Origin of the sequence: Vibrio sp. PID17_43, from assembly GCF_002608565.1 — a bacterium.
Classification (GTDB): Bacteria; Pseudomonadota; Gammaproteobacteria; order Enterobacterales; family Vibrionaceae; genus Vibrio.
Genome location: NZ_LIXM01000002.1, coordinates 40217 through 59570, shown reverse-complemented (window position 1 = coordinate 59570; position 19354 = coordinate 40217). Strand labels below are relative to the sequence as shown.

Annotated in this window: 20 protein-coding genes; 5 read left to right on the top strand and 15 right to left on the bottom strand. The window is 43.0% G+C overall.

Features of this window, described 5'->3' with window-relative positions; translation table 11 throughout:
• Positions 1-3 precede the first annotated feature (3 nt).
• The 5 genes from AK965_RS01660 to ccoN form a co-directional block, all read right to left on the bottom strand.
• Entirely contained in the window at positions 4-480 is a 477-nt protein-coding gene (locus AK965_RS01660) for a FixH family protein (RefSeq protein ID WP_099077975.1), read from the bottom strand.
• A gap of 89 nt (positions 481-569) precedes the next feature.
• A complete protein-coding gene (ccoP, locus tag AK965_RS01655) occupies positions 570-1544 on the bottom strand; it encodes a cytochrome-c oxidase, cbb3-type subunit III (protein ID WP_099077974.1) in 975 nt (324 codons plus the stop codon).
• Positions 1544-1717, bottom strand: a complete 174-nt coding sequence (locus AK965_RS01650) for a CcoQ/FixQ family Cbb3-type cytochrome c oxidase assembly chaperone (protein ID WP_099077973.1) — start codon at positions 1715-1717, stop codon at positions 1544-1546. Before AK965_RS01650 ends, ccoP begins: the two co-directional genes overlap by 1 nt.
• 12 nt (positions 1718-1729) lie before the next feature.
• Positions 1730-2347, bottom strand: a complete 618-nt coding sequence (gene ccoO, locus AK965_RS01645; RefSeq protein WP_099077972.1) for a cytochrome-c oxidase, cbb3-type subunit II — start codon at positions 2345-2347, stop codon at positions 1730-1732.
• Between the two features lie 12 nt (positions 2348-2359).
• Positions 2360-3787, bottom strand: coding sequence for a cytochrome-c oxidase, cbb3-type subunit I (ccoN, locus tag AK965_RS01640; protein WP_172438038.1), 1428 nt, complete (start codon positions 3785-3787; stop codon positions 2360-2362).
• Positions 3788-4042: 255 nt separating this feature from the next.
• On the opposite strand from ccoN, the gene AK965_RS01635 reads away from it, so the two are divergent.
• From AK965_RS01635 to AK965_RS01625, 3 genes are all read left to right on the top strand, one after another.
• Positions 4043-4399, top strand: a complete 357-nt coding sequence (locus AK965_RS01635) for a hypothetical protein (protein WP_099077970.1) — start codon at positions 4043-4045, stop codon at positions 4397-4399.
• 112 nt (positions 4400-4511) lie between these two features.
• A complete protein-coding gene (locus tag AK965_RS01630; RefSeq protein WP_099077969.1) occupies positions 4512-5699 on the top strand; it encodes an FIST signal transduction protein in 1188 nt (395 codons plus the stop codon).
• Positions 5689-7419 (top strand): response regulator, encoded by a 1731-nt coding sequence (locus AK965_RS01625; protein WP_099077968.1) that lies wholly within the window; start codon positions 5689-5691, stop codon positions 7417-7419. Before AK965_RS01630 ends, AK965_RS01625 begins: the two co-directional genes overlap by 11 nt.
• 515 nt (positions 7420-7934) lie before the next feature.
• On the opposite strand, the gene AK965_RS01620 is transcribed toward AK965_RS01625, so the two are convergent.
• From AK965_RS01620 to matP, 5 genes are all read right to left on the bottom strand, one after another.
• The gene (locus AK965_RS01620) at positions 7935-8141 is read right to left on the bottom strand and encodes a hypothetical protein (RefSeq protein WP_099077967.1); all 207 of its coding nucleotides are present in this window, start codon (positions 8139-8141) and stop codon (positions 7935-7937) included.
• 95 nt (positions 8142-8236) lie between these two features.
• Positions 8237-8452, bottom strand: coding sequence for a hypothetical protein (locus tag AK965_RS01615; RefSeq protein ID WP_099077966.1), 216 nt, complete (start codon positions 8450-8452; stop codon positions 8237-8239).
• A gap of 130 nt (positions 8453-8582) precedes the next feature.
• Positions 8583-8906: a hypothetical protein gene (locus AK965_RS01610; protein ID WP_099077965.1), complete on the bottom strand. Its 324-nt coding sequence runs from the start codon at positions 8904-8906 to the stop codon at positions 8583-8585.
• A 122-nt stretch (positions 8907-9028) separates the two neighbouring features.
• Positions 9029-9340 carry a DUF3634 family protein gene (locus tag AK965_RS01605; RefSeq protein WP_099077964.1) on the bottom strand — a complete coding sequence of 104 codons (312 nt, stop codon included), beginning with the start codon at positions 9338-9340 and terminating at the stop codon, positions 9029-9031.
• An 11-nt stretch (positions 9341-9351) separates the two neighbouring features.
• Entirely contained in the window at positions 9352-9801 is a 450-nt protein-coding gene (gene matP, locus AK965_RS01600; protein ID WP_099077963.1) for a macrodomain Ter protein MatP, read from the bottom strand.
• 211 nt (positions 9802-10012) lie between these two features.
• Here matP and AK965_RS01595 point away from each other — a divergent pair, with 211 nt between their 5' ends.
• Both AK965_RS01595 and fabA read left to right on the top strand, forming a co-directional pair.
• Positions 10013-11653, top strand: coding sequence for a Lon protease family protein (locus AK965_RS01595; RefSeq protein WP_099077962.1), 1641 nt, complete (start codon positions 10013-10015; stop codon positions 11651-11653).
• A 70-nt stretch (positions 11654-11723) separates the two neighbouring features.
• A complete protein-coding gene (gene fabA / locus AK965_RS01590) occupies positions 11724-12242 on the top strand; it encodes a bifunctional 3-hydroxydecanoyl-ACP dehydratase/trans-2-decenoyl-ACP isomerase (RefSeq protein ID WP_010448008.1) in 519 nt (172 codons plus the stop codon).
• Positions 12243-12478: 236 nt separating this feature from the next.
• Here the strand turns inward: fabA and rmf are convergent, their stop codons facing one another.
• From rmf to rlmKL, 5 genes are all read right to left on the bottom strand, one after another.
• Positions 12479-12652 carry a ribosome modulation factor gene (gene rmf / locus AK965_RS01585; protein ID WP_099077961.1) on the bottom strand — a complete coding sequence of 58 codons (174 nt, stop codon included), beginning with the start codon at positions 12650-12652 and terminating at the stop codon, positions 12479-12481.
• A gap of 170 nt (positions 12653-12822) precedes the next feature.
• Positions 12823-14607, bottom strand: coding sequence for a DUF3466 family protein (locus AK965_RS01580; protein ID WP_099077960.1), 1785 nt, complete (start codon positions 14605-14607; stop codon positions 12823-12825).
• 7 nt (positions 14608-14614) lie between these two features.
• Complete coding sequence (locus AK965_RS01575; protein WP_099077959.1) at positions 14615-16534, bottom strand: ABC transporter ATP-binding protein; 1920 nt, start codon at positions 16532-16534, stop codon at positions 14615-14617.
• Complete coding sequence (locus AK965_RS01570; protein ID WP_099078137.1) at positions 16512-16754, bottom strand: glutaredoxin family protein; 243 nt, start codon at positions 16752-16754, stop codon at positions 16512-16514. The genes AK965_RS01575 and AK965_RS01570 overlap by 23 nt, the downstream gene beginning before the upstream one ends.
• Positions 16755-16782: 28 nt before the next feature.
• A complete protein-coding gene (gene rlmKL / locus AK965_RS01565; protein WP_099077958.1) occupies positions 16783-18906 on the bottom strand; it encodes a bifunctional 23S rRNA (guanine(2069)-N(7))-methyltransferase RlmK/23S rRNA (guanine(2445)-N(2))-methyltransferase RlmL in 2124 nt (707 codons plus the stop codon).
• Between the last annotated feature and the right edge of the window lie 448 nt (positions 18907-19354).

Below are 19354 nucleotides of genomic sequence, written 5' to 3'. Positions count from 1 at the left end.
GACTTACTTCATTAATGGCGTTGGTGATGCTGGGAACTCGACTCGACCTTGAATCATCCATTCCTTGTTGTGGGGTTGAAGCTCGACGAACCAAGGGCCTTGGATCGACTCATCCGCAGCTAGACGATAATTGCCTTTTGCATCCGCCGTCAATAGCTTGGTGAAATCACGATCTGGCAGAGTGCGGTGTGTAAATGTCGCCATCAATGCGGGGAAGTGAGGCAACTTGCCTTTAACCAAGCTAATAACAATGGTGTCATCACCAGAAGAAACCGTCGCGTTGAGACCAAGATCACGAGCGACGTTCATTTTACTGATGTCGATATTGATGCCTTTACCTTTTTTATAGTAATCCTCAGCGACCAACGATACCGAGTTGCTAGCGAAAACGACAACGGTGACGATTGTCCATACAATGACAGTAAGAGGAAGGATGATCAGGAACCACGGCCAGAATTGTTTATACCAAGGCTTTACCATAAAAATGTTCTCAACAGCTAAATGAAAAATTGTAAGGCTTTAAATTTAAAGGAAAGACAGCCCCTATAAAAGGGGCCGTTATTGAAATGTTACTTATTATCAGAGTTGCTTAGGCTCCAGACGTAAGCCGAAACCAGCTGAACCTTGTCTTCACCTAGAATGTCCTTCCAAGCTGGCATTACACCGGAACGACCGTTCATTACCGTTTCAGTAACGTCTGCGCGAGAGTCGCCGAATAACCAATATTGGTCAGTCAGATCCGGCGCACCAACAGCAGGGTTACCCTTACCGTCAGTACCGTGACACGCCGCACATACGACGAAGCGGGCTTTGCCGGCAGCAGCTTCACGTGCGTTAACTTTACGGCCAGAAAGACTAAGCGTGTAGCTTACGACTTCTTGAACACCTTGTTCGCCAAGTGCATCTTTCCAACCCGGCATTTGACCGATTCGACCTTCCATTACCGTAGTAACAATCGCTGCAGGTTCACCACCATATAGCCATGCATCATCGGTTAAATTAGGGAAACCTTTTTGACCACGAGCATCAGAACCGTGACACTGAGAACAGTTCTGTAAGAACAAACGCTGACCAACTTTGATTGCTTCTGGATCTTGCGCAATTTCAGGAATAGGGCGCAGACCGTCAGTATTATGTGCAAGTTTGCGGAATGCTTCGCCAAAATATGCATCAGCATCATCCAGCTCTTTCGCATACTGGTTTAGTTGTTTGTTTTCTTGCGCGCGCGCGATGGCTTCTTTTGACTCTTCCAACGTACGAACAGTTTGATCTGAACTTTGCCAGTTTAGGACACCTTTAAAGTTGCCTAGTCCTGGGAATAGGGTCAGATAGATAGCTGCAAACACGAAAGTGCTCACAAATAGGTAAGTCCACCACTTAGGCAGTGGATTATTAAGCTCGCGAATACCATCGTACTCGTGGCCCATGTCTTCCCCTTCCTCGACGCCCATTTTATCTTTAGCGCACCAAGTCAAGAGGATCGCACAGCCTACTAGCGTACCGACAGTAATCACGATAATCCAGAGACTCCAGAATGTAGTCATTACTTCTTCACTCCTTGGTTATTTGAGGTCGTTTGTTCTTCGTCAGCAAACACCAAGTTAGCATCTTCTTCGAAGCGCGCTTTGCGTTTCTTACTGAATGCCCACCATACGATGCCCATAAAACTAGCGAAGAGCACAACGGTATAAATACTATGAATTGTACCGAAATCCATATGACCTCCTTACTACATTGCATGACCAAGAGACTGAAGGTAAGCGATGATTGCATCCATCTCTGTTTTACCTTCGACTTCTTTAGCCGCATTCGCAATTTGTTCATCTGTGTATGGAACACCGAACTGGTTGCGGAACACTTCTAGTTTCTTCTGCGTCAGCTTACCGTCTAGTCCATTCTCTTCTAGCCATGGAAAACCTGGCATGTTTGACTCTGGCACGAGTTCGCGTGGGTCAATTAAGTGAACGCGATGCCACTCGTCAGAGTAACGTCCACCAACGCGAGCCAAATCCGGACCAGTACGCTTAGAACCCCATAGGAATGGGTGCTCCCATACGCTTTCACCAGCGACAGAATAGTGGCCATAACGTTCTGTTTCGGAACGGAATGGACGGATCATCTGACTGTGACAAACGCTACACCCTTCACGGATGTAAACATCACGACCTTCCATTTCCAGAGCGGTATAAGCACGTAGGTTTTCAACGGGCTCAGTCGTTTGCTTTTGAAAAATCAGAGGTGTGATTTCAACAAGCGCACCCCAACTGATGGCAAAAACGATGAAAATAGCCAGCAAGCCGACATTGCGTTCAAAGATTTCGTGGCGATTATTCGAATTATTACTCATTCTTTAATCTCCTTATGCCGGTTGAGGGATAGCTTTTAAGCTTTCTTTAGTCGCAGTTACCGTCTTGTACGTGTTGTATGCCATCAGGAACATACCTAACAAGAAGATGAAACCGCCTAGGAAACGTACGAAATAGAACGGGTAAGACGCTTCTACTGACTCGACAAAGCTGTAAGTCAATGTCCCGTCAGAGTTCACAGCTCGCCACATTAGGCCTTGCATCACACCGGAAATCCACATCGCAACAATGTAGAGAACCGTACCGATCGTTGCTAACCAGAAATGCACATTGATCAAACTAACAGAGTACATGCGCTCTTGGCCAAATAGACGAGGAACTAGGTGATACACAGAACCAATAGAAACCATAGCAACCCAACCTAACGCACCAGAGTGAACGTGACCAATGGTCCAATCCGTATAGTGAGAAAGGGCATTTACCGTCTTGATTGACATCATTGGCCCTTCAAACGTAGACATACCGTAGAAAGACAACGAAACAATTAGGAAACGTAGAATAGGGTCGTAGCGAAGCTTATGCCATGCGCCAGACAGCGTCATAATACCGTTGATCATACCACCCCAGGACGGAGCGAATAGAACCAAAGACATCACCATGCCTAGAGACTGAGTCCAGTCAGGTAACGCGGTATAGTGTAGGTGGTGAGGACCAGCCCAAATGTACAGAGAAACCAGTGCCCAGAAGTGAACGATAGATAAACGGTAAGAATAAACAGGGCGTTCAGCTTGTTTAGGGACAAAGTAATACATCATACCTAGGAAACCAGCGGTCAGTAGGAAACCTACCGCATTGTGCCCATACCACCATTGAACCATAGCATCCACTGCACCGGCATAAATCGAGTATGATTTACCGAGAGAGACAGGAATTGCCATACTGTTCACGATATGAAGTATTGCTACTGTAATGATAAAGGCACCGAAGAACCAGTTAGCCACATAAATGTGAGAAGTATTACGCTTAACGAGTGTTCCAAAGAACACCACCGCGTAAGATACCCATACAATCGCAATAGCGATATCAATTGGCCATTCCAACTCAGCATATTCCTTACCAGAGGTAATACCTAAAGGTAAGGTGATTGCTGCAGCAAGGATGATTGCTTGCCAACCCCAAAAGGTGAAGGCAACGAGTGGGCCACCAAAAAGACGCGTTTGACAGGTACGCTGAACAACATAATAAGATGTTGCGAACAGAGCACTTGTACCAAACGCAAAAATTACCGCATTAGTATGCAGCGGACGTAAACGACTGTACGTCAACCACGGCGTATCAAAGTTTAGCTGTGGCCAAACTAATTGAGCGGCAATCAAAACACCAACAGCCATACCAACTATGCCCCATAAAATGGTCACGAGGGTAAATTGGCGAACGACTGTATAGTTGTAGTTTTGTTCAAGCTGCTTTACTTGGCTCATTTGCATGCTTCCAATTTCTAATTAACTACACTTCACTTCCAACACGACTTTCGTCGTAACACCACCCAAGTAAACTCAAGAATTAAAGTGTTATGATAACTTTTTTCTATTGCTGACTTTAATAAAAAGTGGCATTTTCAGCCAGGCACTATACTTGAATTAACAATTCAATGACAGAGTAGTAACCTTACTAAGCCTCTGGAATTCAAGTTTTATTTAAAAAGTTTGAAGTTTGTAACAAGGATATTAGGAATTATGCCTGCACAAAAGTTAACAAAGGCGCGACTTGCACAAATCTTAATCATGCTCAGTCTTTTAGTTGGTGCCTTTTTCTGGCGCACCTTTACTTATGAAGCAAGCAGCATTGTGGATTGTTCACAAAAACAGCGATGTGATGTAACAATTGGACCTGAAAAAATCATAATAAACAAAGCTACTGACGGATTTTCGATCGAAAGCTCAGAAAGTGACAGTGTGAAAGTTGATCTAAATCAATCCGGTGAGTTTATTGTTATTGATGATAACCATCACAATGTTGCCTGGAGTGATATTTCGAAAGAAAGAGTGATTCATTTCAAATCAAGCAAAAATATCATCGAAGTACAATTATAAATCAGATCTGCCCCGTATTAATTGTGGATTTTATGCACAATTAATACGTTCTTAGGTAGCAGTAAATTATAACAGTGGTATAACAGTAAAGTAGAAAAAATAATAAACGCGTATGCACTGCCAAACCACATTTACCTATATAACAGACGAACATTTAGCGATAGCAAAAATTCACTCAGAGCTTAATGCGGCCAATTTATGTCATCTCATCTGCTACTATACTGAGGAGTATGACTTTACAGCTATTCATGAGGCAATTCTAAAGTACTTTCCCGATATCTCTTTTCACGGCGCCAGTTCGTGCCAGGCAATCATGACCAATAGTGGGTATCATAAGGGGCCAGTGATCGCGGCTTTAGCGATTTTTGACTCGGGACAGTACGCCTACGGTACTGGAATCGCGACTTATAACACGAGTATAAAAGCAAGTGTAAATAAGGCATTGGACATGGCGTTACACCATGCGGAATGTCCCGGCGAAGTCCCTAATCTGATTCTGTTGCACTCGACTCCTGGCAAAGAAGAAGAGATCATCGAGTACATAGATAACCGATTTGGCACTTTAGTCCCCATCATAGGGGGCTCTGCTGCCGATAATCATATTGAGGGAAACTGGTCAATTATGACCACTCAAACCTATGAACAAAGCGGGGTCAGCTTAACGTTATTTTACTCATCTCAACCGGCTGCGATTGCTTTTAGCGCTGGTCATTCACCGACAGAGTTGGGCGGTATCGCGACTAAAACACAAGGTCGCTGCATACTAGAAATTGATCACCAACCCGCGCTTGGGGTCTATCGTAAATGGACCAAATATCACGAACAGCATTTAGCAAGAGATAGCTTCCTCTTTACTAACACCAGTGCGTATCCATTAGGACGTGTCGCGGGGAATTTATATGGTCGACCATACTACAAACTCTCCCATCCAGTAAGAGAAACCGATGATGGTGGAATTGAACTATTTTCCGCTGTCAATGAGGGAGAGGCGCTCACCCTGATGCAAGGAAGCCGTGAGCAACTGATTGCCAGAGCGGCGAGGGTGGTTAGCAGCGCATTTAATCAAAAGTTGGAAGATTCGCAAAAAATAGGCGTGATTAATATCTTTTGTGCTGGATCTATGTTGCACTTAAAACAAGACATAAATGCTGTTTGTGATCAAATTAACCAAGAACTCGACAATCTACCATTTATATGTCCATTCACCTTTGGTGAGCAGGGGCGATTCATAGGTGGTGAACATGGACATGGAAACTTGATGATTTCATCAGCTATTTTCCACAAACCTTATGAAAAATAAACACTCAGAAATATTTCAACAAGAAGCGTTGCAAGAGGCATTAGCCGAACTCAAGCACACAAGGCAACGAGAAAAACAGCTCGCAGATGAAAACCGAGCGATCCTATCAGCCATCTCTGCGATGAGTGAAGCTCGAAACCGAAACGAGATATTCACAGGCCTAATTACGATCCTTAAAAAATATATTAACTTCGATGATTTTGTTGTCATAACGCGTGAAGAAAGTAGACAAGATTTTGTCACGCTTATCTCGACGAATAGTGTTTTTGAAGACGTAAGTTGGTTACAGGGTAACGCGTTTAATAGGGTGATCAATGGAGACTGCATTTTGGTGTTTGAACCATTGAAATTAATGGAGTTGAGTCATTTCAATCGCTTTATTCAAAATCATGTAAATTCGGTGATATTGACGGGCATTTGTTCAGAAGTTACTCAAAATATTATCCTGCTTATTGGGGGACAAAAAGGGCATTTCAGCCTCGAACACAAAGAAACCCTGCAACGATTTAGCCCATTGATTGAAAGAGCGGTTATCGACATCGAAACCAAAGAAAAGTTACAACGTATTGTTGATATTAGAACATCGGAGTTAGCGAAAGCACGAGAAGAAGCTGAGAAAGCTAACCATTCTAAATCTGAATTCTTAGCCATGATGAGCCATGAAATACGCACGCCACTAAATTCAGTATTAGGCATGTTAGATGTCTTAAAGCAATCAACGCTACGTAATGACCAATCCAAAGTGTTAGATCAGATGGAGTGCTCTGCAGAACTGTTACTAGCAATCATAAGTGACCTTCTTGATTTATCCAAAATCGAAACGGGCAGTTTCCAACTCAGCGAGCAATGGACAAATCTTAGTGACACTGTCACGCCCGTCATTTCACAACAAGAACAAGTGGCTAAAAGTAAGGGTCTGAATTTTAAGATAAGTTGTAATCTAGATAACAACACTCAGTATTGGATTGATTCAACACGAGTGTCTCAGGTTTTATTTAACTTAATTGGAAATGCAATTAAGTTTACGGACCGTGGACATGTCGGTGTATCAGTAGCGCAAGCCGGTGGTGAACTGTTGATCTCAGTTACTGATACAGGGATAGGTATTTCACAGTCAAAGTTAGAACATGTCTTTTTTGCATTTCACCAAGCTGACAACTCAATCACACGTCGATTTGGTGGTTCTGGGCTTGGGCTCGCCATTACAAAACATTTGGTTGAAATGATGCGTGGCACGATCAGTGTAGAGAGTACGGAAAATGTTGGGTCACATTTTAAAATTCGAATCCCGGTATTAACGCGTAATAACCAAAAGTTCCCAGTCAAATTCGAAACAAATAGACCATCAAAAACAAAGAATATTCTCATTGTTGAAGATACCGAATCAAACCAACTCGTCATCAAATTAATACTTAATAAGCTAGGCCATCATGTTTACATTGCGAATCATGGAGCGAAGGCCATAGAGCTCTTAGATGAGAACAGTCAAAGTATCGATATGATTTTAATGGATATTTCGATGCCGGTGATGGATGGTATAACAGCAACAAGATTAATCCGAAATAAAGGAATTGAAATTCCCATTGTAGCGCTTACAGCTCATGCATCAGAAAGCGACAAGAACACATGTTTGCAAGCAGGAATGGATGGTTTCGTTTCTAAACCAGTTCGTAGACAAGATATCTACAAAGCAATTCAGTCATTATTTGAAACCGCGTAGCGCATTAATATAGATCTTAACAATCGATAGATTATTAAGATCTATATTAAGTATTTTATGGTAAATAGCGATTATGTTTAATGGTATACACAGAAACCCCTTAATTTTTAAATCTGAGAGGGATAGGAGCCTAACCAGGTAATAAATACGCATACGTGTACATCATATTTAACATAACACATATAATGCGCACTAAGAGGTTGGTTGTTAACAAAGGCTAACACTTTGATTGTGACTTTTGTAAGTGCACGATATCCAAGCTATAATTTTTATTTTGTGAATGTCTATAACCCAAGTGACTTGTACTATCTCTGACGATTGTTTTGTGCAATCTATGAAAAATGACCAAATCCCCGATCGCAACAGCTAAGGTTCGGCTTTTCTTTAGGCTTCATTTGATGCTAAGAAAAAATGATGTTTGAAGTCCGTCGAGGTCAATCGATATGCCCAGGTATCGACTCCCTGTCCGCTGTGTAAATCGTTATTCATCTGGGCATGAAACCTTGTTGCAGGTTTTAAACGTTGTCATCGTCATCACGGTTTCGTACATCAGTTTTTATACATTTTTCCTTGTGATACAGCCAAGCAAAAATCGCAGTAGTAAACACTAAAAAGCTGACCAGTATATTCGCAACCCAAGAATCATGTTGTAATGGAAGTCTTAAGACAGTTGCAGTCACCATCGCGGAGGCTACATAGATAGCTAATAATCTTTTATTCACTATTTCTTTCCTTGTAATTCATTTCGCTTCCATACGCATAAGCCTCAAGAACCATACCGAATGCTTTACGCCAACAACGTGACACTGTAATAAAATCAAAATGCCAGTGTCATTTTTCCTGGTGTGGTGGCTCGAATCGCTTTTAGCGCCTCAGCCGATATCTGCACGTTGGCAAACCAGAATGGCTTGTGTCTTTTATAAATGATATCGCTTCTTGCTAGCCCATCATAAATTGCATATGCCCTAGCCTGCGCTAATGTTGCCCCGTAGTCACTGCGCTGTGCCACTGGTATTTGGTCTAGATCCTCCAATACCGCTGTCTTAATGTAAGACGAAATTGCTTGTTTAGTAAAATAAATGTGATGTTAATGCCAAGATTCACGCGTTTGCAGTGACAGCTCTCTGAATCCTAAGTTGTAAAGTCACTTAGGGTCGCTTCCTTTATCCTTTCGACGAAATGTGCAAGCGAATGAATTTTTCTGGAATGGTATAGCGGTAACACTTTCCTATTTTTATTTTGGACTTTACGTATTTGCACACAGAGCTGTCTCCACTTCCTCTAACTTTTGTTATACAGGCTTTCTTGCCTTTGTGTTCCATTTCAATCATGACATCACAATAACCATGGTATTCGTCAAACCTTTTATCGACGCTCTTTTGTAGTTTTGTTTTTATCTTTCCAGCCAATGGATTGGTTTCAGCGTCATCGGCGTAGCTTACCGCACTCAACAAGATAAACACTAAAATTGTGACAACGTAGCGCATTGGTTTTGTTTTCTCTATTACTATCAACCTTGATTTCAAGGTTACCGATTTAACGGATATAAAAAAGAAACGGGACGCAATTATGCGTCCCGTTTAACAGTGCTACGTAATGGATATGTAACCTAAGCGCGTTTTTTATCTTTGTTTGTCTTAAAACCTTGATGAGGAAAGACATTGCGTATTCTTTGCTGAACCTTTTTAGGCACGTCCTTTGAAAATGCCAATCGCATTCCTGTACGTTGACTATAGACCTTCATTTCACCGTTAAATGGATCGTGTTCGGCGATATCTTGCAAATTGTGTTTAAAAGATGGAGGTAGATGGCCTTTCACTTTAGACATGCGTCCGTTTTCAAAAGACACTTTGAGAACGGGCCTATCAACCGCGATAAGCCAAAAGATAACAACTGCAGCAATCAATATTACATATAGCATTTTGTTACTCCCTAGCTAGATAATAACTTACTCAAATCTTCCTTAATCGATGTTACCTTCTGGCTGGCTTTTTCACTTCTTGATGCTTCAGATAACAAATATTCGATAGCATCCGACAAAGTACAACCAAGCTCGTTCGCTCTGTTGGACAGCTTCTCCCACACTCGGTAATCTAAGTCGATGGATTTCTTTTTAGTGTGAACTTGTTCAGCATTGAAATGACGCTTTCGTTTTGCACGAATCGCTTGCTTAAGCTTATTCTCAAGTGCTTCTGACATGTGGTTGTCGATCCAAGTAAGTACGAGCGTTGGTTCATGTTCTAACTTACGTAGTTCATTAACTGCCGCATCTGCTTCACTGGTATCTATATGTCGCGTGATCGCTTCACCATCTTTCCACTTTTTGATCAGATATTTCCATTTCCAACCACATTCCAAATTTTCAAGTTGCTGATATTTCATCCTTTCGACCCTTAAATCTCTTCTGGTGACAGCGTAACCCAACTGGTCAGATTCAGCAATTAAAAGTCATTAAAGTATCGATATGGATCACTGATTTGTCGATATTTCAACCTATGTCATATTCGCCCCATTTTCATTACGTAAATTCGGACTAGGGAGTTATTCGTCATTTCGCTATAATGGCGTCAATATTGAATTACGATGAACTTTAATGAACCAACTTAACTGGCAAGACGTCACCCCCTCTTTTGAACCGTATGAAGCACTCTTAAGCTCCACGTCATCAATCGCAACGAAAACATTCTGTGATCTTCAACCTCGATTGGTTGCGACGATAACGCGTTTTATCAACATTAAAGGCTTAACTCGCATTTTATTAGTGAACTGTACTGACAACTCTGTGTATAGAGGCTTTATTCGAGATACCGTCAAAAGTGGATCTGTTGGGCCAGTTATTATCACCGAGTCTTTAGATGCTAAGGCGCTATTCGACCGCTTTTGCGTGAACAAAGATGGGCAAGTATCGATTGAGTCTGGTCTACTTTCACAAGCGGATGGCGGCTATTTGATTGTGCCTGCCAATTTGATTTTAGCAAATGCCGCACATTGGCCAAGTATAAAGTCTGCAATTCAGGGGGCGCCATTCCATCCACAAAATATTACCCCTAGTCGCCTTCCTAGCTCACAAGTTGAAGCAAAACAGTACGATATTAAACTCATCATTACCGGCGACCGCAATCAACTAGCGGAAATCGAATATGTTGACGACGATTTTTCTGCCGGTTTAACCATGTATACCGAGGTAGAAGAAGATATCCACCTGTCTGAGAACAACCTTGAACAGTATATTGGTTTCGTTCATTGGATTTGTAATCAATATCAACTACCACCGTTGGATGATACTGCGTTCAAAAGGTTGATGTTGGCGGGTATGCGTTTTACTGAAGACCAACATTACCTGCCTCTTGGCGTGTTGTGGCATAACCAACTTCTTGGGCTGGCAAGTCAATATACACAAAATGACGCCATTGATTTTGATGCTATCGATAAAGCGATAGATGACAAATATTATCGCGAATCTTATCTACCGCAGCGCGCTGTGGATGATATCCGTGATGGTCAGGTGATCATCGAAACGACAGGCGAACAAATTGGTCAAATCAATGGCTTAACTGTGATTGATATGGCTGGACACCCTGTCTCTTATGGTGAGCCTGCTCGAATTTCTTGTGTTATTCACTTTGGTGATGGTGACGTGTCTGACGTTGAGCGCAAAGCTGAACTGGGTGGTAATCTACACGCTAAGGGCATGATGATCATGCAAGCGTTTGTTAGCTCGGCACTCGATCTTGATGCGCCGCTACCCTATGCTGCCTCTATTGTTTTTGAGCAGTCGTACAGCGAAGTCGATGGCGACAGTGCCTCTCTTGCCGAACTTTGTTGTTTAGTTAGTGCATTATCGGAAACCCCGGTTAATCAGCAAATAGCCGTAACCGGTGCCGTTGACCAATTTGGCCGTGTTCAAGCCGTTGGTGGATTGAATGAGAAGATTGAAGGTTTTTACCAAGTTTGTAAGCATCAAGGCTTTACGGGTGAGCAAGGCGTCATTATGCCAAAAACAAACCTAAAGCACCTTGCACTGCACAAAGAAGTGATCGATAGCATCAAAAATGGTGAGTTCCATATTTGGTCAGTATCCACGGTTGATGAAGCTATCCCATTGTTGATGAGCAAACCATTCCGAGGTGAAGACGACAGCATCATCAGTAAGATTGCGGAACGTATTGAAAACTTTGAAAGACATGAACATCCGGAAGGAATTGTGGAGCGCATCAAAAACTGGTTTGTCTAGTACTGATCGGAGTTGTTTAGCGTACACGTGTTCACTAACATGCATCTATCAAAAATTGGAGTAATTGATAATGCAAAACAAACGTGATTCTTATAACCGTGATGATCTTCTAGCCTCTAGCCAAGGCGAGCTTTTTGGTCCGGGTTACCCGCAGTTGCCTGCGCCAAATATGCTGATGATGGATCGTATTACCAAAATGTCAGAAACGGAAGGTGATTTTGGTAAAGGCTTGATCCTTGCGGAATTGGATATTACTCCGGATCTTTGGTTCTTTGACTGCCACTTCCCTGGTGACCCTGTAATGCCTGGTTGCCTTGGCCTGGATGCAATGTGGCAACTTGTTGGTTTCTTCCTTGGTTGGGTTGGCGGCAAAGGTAAAGGCCGTGCTCTAGGTGTTGGTGAAGTGAAATTTACGGGTCAAATCCTGCCAACGGCGAAGAAAGTCACTTATGAGATCCACATGAAGCGCGTCGTAAATCGTAAGTTGGTTATGGGTTTGGCAGACGGTCGCGTATGTGTTGACGGTAAAGAAATTTACGTCGCGAAAGATCTGAAAGTGGGTTTGTTCCAAGATACATCTAGCTTCTAATTGCCCTACGTTGGTCAATACTTATAAAAGGCTCCATTGGAGCCTTTTTGCTATTTTGCATTTGTGTATACGTTATGAACGTGTAAATACTTGGTCTAATTACCATGCTTAACTTGCAGAGAAGACTATGATTTTAGATCTAGTCACTGCATACCTTCGTCTTGAAGTGGCTTGGGTATAAACGCAGAAAAGGCTCTTAACGAGCCCTTTCGAATCCTTCTATTGTATGTGGAGAGTTATTTGTAGAGACCAGACTGTATTTCATCTCTGGCATCACGCCAACCACCTAACCAATACGACCGAGCGTCAACTTGCTGATAAGGACAGGCCTCTTGAGACCTACCATTCAAACCAGCCTTGTATCCTTGAGATTGAGCTCGTTCTAGGCGATCACGCTTTTGTCTCTTCATAGTTAATTCCTCATACAGGTCCATTTACTAACGTACATCTGTTTTGTGAAACTTTAATGGAGTTTTTATGACTCCAACTACAAGGATCGATCAGATTTTTGCTTTTCTCAAGGTATAAAAAAAGCAGAGGTCCATTTCTGTGAACCTCTGCTTGATTTGAAAATTACTGACTATTTTCTACGGAACCCAAACAGTCCCATTAGTGTCAAAGCCCAAAGACCAAGGCTAGCACCTTGACGCTCAGCCGCAGTTTGTTCAACAGGTCGCTTAACGATGTCTTCTGCTGTTTTATTTGCTAATGGTATTAGCTTAACTGCCACCACTTTCTCTGCATTAGCCTCTCCGCCTTTGCAAAGTGAATTGTGAGCCGTGGTGTCATAGCCTCCTTCACACATCGTTGCAGTCGCAGAAATAACGCCTGCGTCATTGATATCCGTTGCATCGACAATTCGGAACTGGTTGTTGTTGCCAGTAGCATCACCATCGTTGGTCAGGTTGTCGAGAAGCCATGCTTGGTTATCAAAAATAGCTCGACGATCTGGATCTGTGCCTGTGAAATCATATGGGTTGATGAAGCCACGCTTACGTCGTGCCTTACCGCCATCTTCACGGGTATTTTCCGCGTCTATTTGACCCACGATCTCGTTGTAGTTATTTAGCCCACCGATTTCACCACCTGCTCCAGGGAAGAAAATATCACCAGAAAGATATGTCGCTGATGGTGACTCAATATCTTTAATAACGAATAAACGGTTCGCTTGAGCACCATTTTCTGGCGTATTCAGTTTTGATTCGCCTACAGCAAGTTTGTTTTTGTTGATCGCTTCAATGACTGTGTTGGTAAATATGTAATCAGAACCATCGTCAGATCTTGCGCCCAAAACTTGTTTAGGCGGTTCCCATGTTAAAGTTTCGATAACACCGGGAGTGCTAAACTTGCCTTTATACACAGTAGCATCAAGGTAGTTACGATCCGAATCCCACGTATTGAAACCGACCGCATAGATTGAATCCCCCGCCTCTGAAACGACAAAATCACGAAGGCTACCTTGTGCTAGACGATCATCTTCAATAATTTTACCTGAAGGCCAATTAATCTGAGATACGTTACCATTTTGATCCCAAATCGCAGCTTTTGACGCGTAATTATTCCCGTAATCGTTACTTTGTGCGTAAGAAACGCTGCCTGAGATCAAGCCAGTTTTACTATCACTGCTCCAAGCCCGTACTTGAGCATAAGCGGTTCTGGTATCTTCAGGATTTAACTTTTCAAACTTAGGCTGTTCACCTGGGGCAATCGCTTGATTACCGGTTTTCAACTTCTCAGAGAGAGTATTCGCCTCAGTATTTAGTACGCTCTGATTACCGATGGGAACCACATTCTCGTCTAAAGCGTTAATGACATTATTATACTGGTTATCAAATGTCTGACCTTCAACAAATGCCAGCGCGACGGAATCTGTATTGAGCGTGTAACGAACTTGATTTAATGGCGCCCAAACACTCGAAGCCCAACTTTCACAGGTCTCATAACCCAAATTGAAAAAACAATACGATTCAAGTTCGTCATAATCTTCTAATGAGCGGAAACGTGGATCGGAGGCAAACGGAGCTTCCTCTCTAAAATTCACGCCGTCAATGGATTTACCAGCTAATAGTGAAGGAAGAGTGCGTCCATCAGACAGTTTTGTTGGGCGCGTTTCACCAGCCAAAGCGAACGTATCTTCGTTACAACCTGCACCGTTATCGAAACAGCCTAGTTTATAAGGCATTGTTTGATCGGTATCTTCAAACACGTTACCGGCTTGAATGGCAACGCCAAACACGGCTTTATCCGTTGTATCTATTGCATCAGGCTGAACCTCAACAACTTGATACAATGCTGCATTAGCGTTCATCGCTGTACCCACCATCATAGCGACAGCGGTTAATTTGAATTTGTTACTACAATTCATGGAATTCTTAACTATCCTGTTGCATTGCTTCGAGTTCTTCCCATCTCTCGAACGCGATTTCCAACTCCTGCTCTACGGCAGCAAGTTGTTCCAATACCGGTTGAGTCTGTTCTACAGGTTTGGTGAAGAACTCTGGGTCATTCACCTGTTCTTGTAGAGTCTCAATGTCCGATTCTAATTGTTCTAGTTTAGCTGGAAGAGCTTCTAATTCTCTTTGCAGCTTATACGATAACTTCTTCGAATTGTTCTTAGGCTGCGTTGTTTTGGGAGTTTCCTCAACCACTTTCTCTATCTTCGCTGCTTTTTCCATCACCGAGCGTGATGCTAGAACTTGTTCACGCTGCTGCTTCGCATCGTGGTAGCCACCAACGAACTCTTCGATTACGCCGTTACCTTCAAAAATCCAACTCGTGGTTACTGTATTATCAACAAACTCACGGTCGTGACTCACAAGAAGCAACGTGCCCTGATAATTGGCAAGCATTTCTTCTAAAAGTTCCAACGTTTCGATATCTAAATCGTTGGTTGGTTCATCGAGAATAAGCAAATTATTTGGTTTCAATAAGATACGAGCAAGTAACAAACGGTTTTTTTCACCGCCGGACAGCGCTTTGACTGGAGTACGAGCACGTTTTGGTGCGAATAAGAAATCTTGTAAATAACTCAATGCGTGACGCTGACGACCGCCGACCATCACTTCTTGCTTACCATCGGCAAGGTTATCAATCACTGTTTTTTCTGGATCGAGAATTTCACGGTATTGGTCGAAGTACGCCACTTCGAGTTTAGTGCCACAGTGTAAGCGACCTGACTGGGCTTCGAGTTGGCCTAGCAGGAGCTTTAGTACGGTACTCTTACCGCAGCCGTTCGGGCCAATAAGCGCAATACGGTCACCACGCATGATGTTGAAACTGAAGTTATCAACGATCTTCTTACCTTCAAAAGCAAAAGAGACGTTTTCTGCTTCAAATACAATTTTGCCAGAGCGTGATGCGTCATCAATGTTCAAGTTAACCTTGCCTTGTACATCGCGACGATCGCGACGCTCTTCACGGAGCTTTTTAAGTGCGCGAACACGCCCTTCGTTACGAGTACGACGAGCTTTGATGCCTTGACGAATCCAGACTTCTTCTTGAGCCAGCTTCTTATCGAATTCTGCATTTTGCATCTCTTCAACACGAAGCATCTCTTCTTTGTCATTCAAGTACTGGTCGTAATCACCAGGGAAAGAAGCTAACTGCCCACGGTCTAGGTCAACAATGCGAGTTGCCATTGACTTAATGAAAGCACGGTCGTGGGAAATAAAAATGATAGAACCTTTGAAATCCTTGAGAAAGTTCTCTAGCCACTCGATAGTCGTGACGTCTAGGTGGTTGGTAGGCTCGTCAAGTAGAAGTACGTCAGGATCGCATACCAGCGCACGCGCTAATGCCGCTTTACGCTGCCAACCTCCGGATAAATCCGTTAGTTTAGTCTCTGCACTGAGTTTTAGTGCGGCGAGTACGTTCTTTACTCGGTCATCAAAGCGCCACGCATTGAGATGATCAAGTTGTTCTTGAATCTTCGCTAAACGATTAATGTTCTTCTCACTTGGGTCATGAGCAACAAGATCGAGAAGATCGTGGTAGATCTTTAATTGTTCTCCGACTTCGGCTAAACCACCAGAAACGTAGTCGTAAACCGTGCCTTCTTGATTACGAGGAGGATCTTGCTCCAGACGAGAAACAACGACGTCTTGCGTAATTTGAATCTTGCCGTCATCCAACAGTATATCGCCGGCGAGCACTTTCATTAAAGTCGACTTACCAGCACCATTTCGCCCTACTAAACAAACTCGTTCGTTTTCTTGTAGTGCAAACTCTGCTTTATCAAGCAGTGGATGATCACCAAATGCCAGTTGCGCGTTATGAATGGTAAGTAATGCCATTATTTTCCAACCAATGTGTGAGCTGTTCCAAGTCAAACGGCCAGTTCAACTCAGAATCTTGATATTTTAAAACAGGAATTGTGACGCCGTAACGGGAGAAGAGTGCGTCGTCAAACGCAATGTCGACGACGTCTGTTTGTTCGGCGAGACCAACCTGGCCTACGAGGTCAAACGCCATCTCACAGAGATGGCATCCTTCAGTGCTGTATAATGTAAGCACGTTTAACATCCTTTTACTTGTTCATCCTTTATTCAGCGTGAGTCACGATCCAACAGTTATGAATGTGCTTATTGCGAGAGAAGTCTAGCGGCAGTGTTTGAGACGAGATATTTTGAGCTTTCAAACCTAGCTCTGCCAACCCTGCTTCGTCCATCTTAAAGTGACGTTTGTTGTTTGAGAAAACAATCGTGCCGCCAGAACGCAATAGACGCTTTAAGTTCGTCATTAACTTAATATGGTCACGTTGAACGTCGAACGATGTATCCATACGTTTTGAGTTAGAGAACGTTGGCGGATCGATAAAGATAAGATCGTATTCACCGGCCGCATTCTCTAGCCATTGGAGACAGTCAGCTTGTTCATAATGATGCTGGCGACCAACGCAGCCATTGAGCTTCATGTTGTCTTTTGCCCAGTTAAGGTAGGTGTTTGACATATCGACGGTCGTCGTAGAACAGGCCCCACCCACTGCAGCATGCACTGTCGCACTGCCAGTGTAAGCAAACAAGTTCAAGAAATCTTTTCCTTGCGCCATTTCACCAAGACGACGACGCGTGATTTTATGATCAAGGAAAAGTCCTGTATCAAGATAATCGTGAAGGTTTACGATCAACTTCACGCCATATTCATTCACTTCCAGCGTTTGTGACACTTGACCAAGTTTTTGATATTGGCTGCGACCTTTTTGCTTTTCACGAACTTTAAGTACTACTTTGTTCGCTTCAACGCCGGTCACCTGAATCGTGGCGCGGATAATATCGGTGAGACGGCGTTTCGCTTTCTCTTCCGGAATATTTTTAGGTGCCGCATATTCTTGAATCACGATTTGATCCGCGTATACGTCAATAGCGACATTGTACTCAGGCAAGTCTGCATCATAGATTCGGTAGCAGTCTAACTTCTCTTTACGTGCCCATTTACCAATCTTACCGATATTTTTCTTAAGACGGTTTGAAAAGTCTGGTGCAATTTGAGTACTCGTATCTACGCCCTTCACTTCATCAGCGTTACGTTCTGCAATGCTGTAGTTTTTTTGGTGACACGGTAACGCACCGTTATTCAGTTTAAACTGTTTGTCTGCACGCATACGTAAGCAGCTAAGCAATTCATCTGAGCTAGAGAAAATAGATGCCTTGCACCCACCGAACTCTGCTTTTAACTGACCACCGAAAGCCGTGTATAAGGCGATCAAACCAGGTTCAGTACCAAGGCGCTCACCGTAAGGTGGGTTTGATACGATAACGCCAGCTTCAAAGCCTGCCGGACGAGTAATTGTCGCCGCATCACCTTGCGCAAATTCGATTAGCTCTTCAACACCAGCTCTGCGGGCATTGTCTTGCGCCACTTTCAGAACTCTAGGGTCGTTATCGAAGCCAAAAAACTTAGCGTCAACTTTTTTGACGCCGCGTCGCGCTTGAACATTTGCTTCAGACTTAATCTCTGCCCACGTCTCTGGTTCAAAATCTTCAAGGGATTCAAAACCCCATTGCTTACGCTTAACGCCAGGCGCCATATTTGCTGCCATCATCGCCGCTTCGATAAGGAGCGTACCTGAACCACACATAGGGTCGAGTAAAGGTTGATGACCATCCCAACCACAGCGTAGGATGATAGCTGCCGCTAAAGTTTCACGCAGTGGCGCACGGCCAGACTCTGGGCGGTAGCCACGTTGGTGCAGGCCGCTACCCACCATATCAACACCTAGAATTGCTTTGTCTTTGTGAAGGCGTACGTGAACACGGAGATCTGGAGACTCTTTACTGATGTTCGGACGAGGTAAGCCCTTCTTTTCAAAGCAATCTACGATGCCATCTTTTACCTTCATTGCACCATATTGACTGTTGCGGATTTCTTTGTTTGTACCGTTAAAGTCCACCACAAAGCGCTTAGAACTGTGAAATTGGTTTACCCAGTTAATTGAAGACGTAGACAGATAAAGATCCATATCGTCATTACAGGTAAATTCCGATAAAACACGTACAAATCGAGACGCCAAGCGGCTCCACAAACAGCAGCGATAAATTTGCTCATTCGTTGCTTTAAATTTAACGCCTGCCTGTACTGGTTTTGCGTTTTCAATGCCTAGATTTGTCAGTTCTTCAACAAGCAAGTTTTCCATGCCGTTTGAAGTTACCGCGAGATATTGATTCATAGTGTTCTTTCGCTGATAAAAAATAGCTTTAATTATACCTGACTTTACGATCAATGCCTCGTTTTTAAAGGTATTTTGACTCTGCTAGTACAAATTGCCACCAAATCTCTGATCAGTAACTTCCACCAAACCATCATTTATCCTCCGGTGCTACCGTTTTTCCCCAATTAATATTTATCGTACTCAAATGCGAAGTGAATACTTATTTACATAGATTCTGGTCTATACCAATCATAAATTCACACTGAAAATTACTTACATAATTGCGATATAGAGGAATAAATGACGCAAAATTCAGTTCAGCTCTGGGTTATGTTCACAGATTTTGTAGGAAATATTTTGCGTAATAGTGACTTAGTTCATGATTACATGAGCATTAATTAACCAGTAATCTGTGTGATGACGCTTCAAAAAAGCAGAGGACGGCATGGGAAAAGTAAAAAAAAAT

Bases quoted from the DNA above. Each gene is read 5' to 3' on its own strand.
- AK965_RS01660 (WP_099077975.1), bottom strand. From the start codon at position 480: ATGGTAAAGCCTTGGTATAAACAATTCTGGCCGTGGTTCCTGATCATC.
- ccoP (WP_099077974.1), bottom strand. From the start codon at position 1,544: ATGACTACATTCTGGAGTCTCTGGATTATCGTGATTACTGTCGGTACG.
- AK965_RS01650 (WP_099077973.1), bottom strand. From the start codon at position 1,717: ATGGATTTCGGTACAATTCATAGTATTTATACCGTTGTGCTCTTCGCT.
- ccoO (WP_099077972.1), bottom strand. From the start codon at position 2,347: ATGAGTAATAATTCGAATAATCGCCACGAAATCTTTGAACGCAATGTC.
- ccoN (WP_172438038.1), bottom strand. From the start codon at position 3,787: ATGAGCCAAGTAAAGCAGCTTGAACAAAACTACAACTATACAGTCGTT.
- AK965_RS01635 (WP_099077970.1), top strand. From the start codon at position 4,043: ATGCCTGCACAAAAGTTAACAAAGGCGCGACTTGCACAAATCTTAATC.
- AK965_RS01630 (WP_099077969.1), top strand. From the start codon at position 4,512: ATGCACTGCCAAACCACATTTACCTATATAACAGACGAACATTTAGCG.
- AK965_RS01625 (WP_099077968.1), top strand. From the start codon at position 5,689: ATGAAAAATAAACACTCAGAAATATTTCAACAAGAAGCGTTGCAAGAG.
- AK965_RS01610 (WP_099077965.1), bottom strand. From the start codon at position 8,906: ATGCGCTACGTTGTCACAATTTTAGTGTTTATCTTGTTGAGTGCGGTA.
- AK965_RS01605 (WP_099077964.1), bottom strand. From the start codon at position 9,340: ATGCTATATGTAATATTGATTGCTGCAGTTGTTATCTTTTGGCTTATC.
- matP (WP_099077963.1), bottom strand. From the start codon at position 9,801: ATGAAATATCAGCAACTTGAAAATTTGGAATGTGGTTGGAAATGGAAA.
- AK965_RS01595 (WP_099077962.1), top strand. From the start codon at position 10,013: ATGAACCAACTTAACTGGCAAGACGTCACCCCCTCTTTTGAACCGTAT.
- fabA (WP_010448008.1), top strand. From the start codon at position 11,724: ATGCAAAACAAACGTGATTCTTATAACCGTGATGATCTTCTAGCCTCT.
- rmf (WP_099077961.1), bottom strand. From the start codon at position 12,652: ATGAAGAGACAAAAGCGTGATCGCCTAGAACGAGCTCAATCTCAAGGA.
- AK965_RS01580 (WP_099077960.1), bottom strand. From the start codon at position 14,607: ATGAATTGTAGTAACAAATTCAAATTAACCGCTGTCGCTATGATGGTG.
- AK965_RS01575 (WP_099077959.1), bottom strand. From the start codon at position 16,534: ATGGCATTACTTACCATTCATAACGCGCAACTGGCATTTGGTGATCAT.
- rlmKL (WP_099077958.1), bottom strand. From the start codon at position 18,906: ATGAATCAATATCTCGCGGTAACTTCAAACGGCATGGAAAACTTGCTT.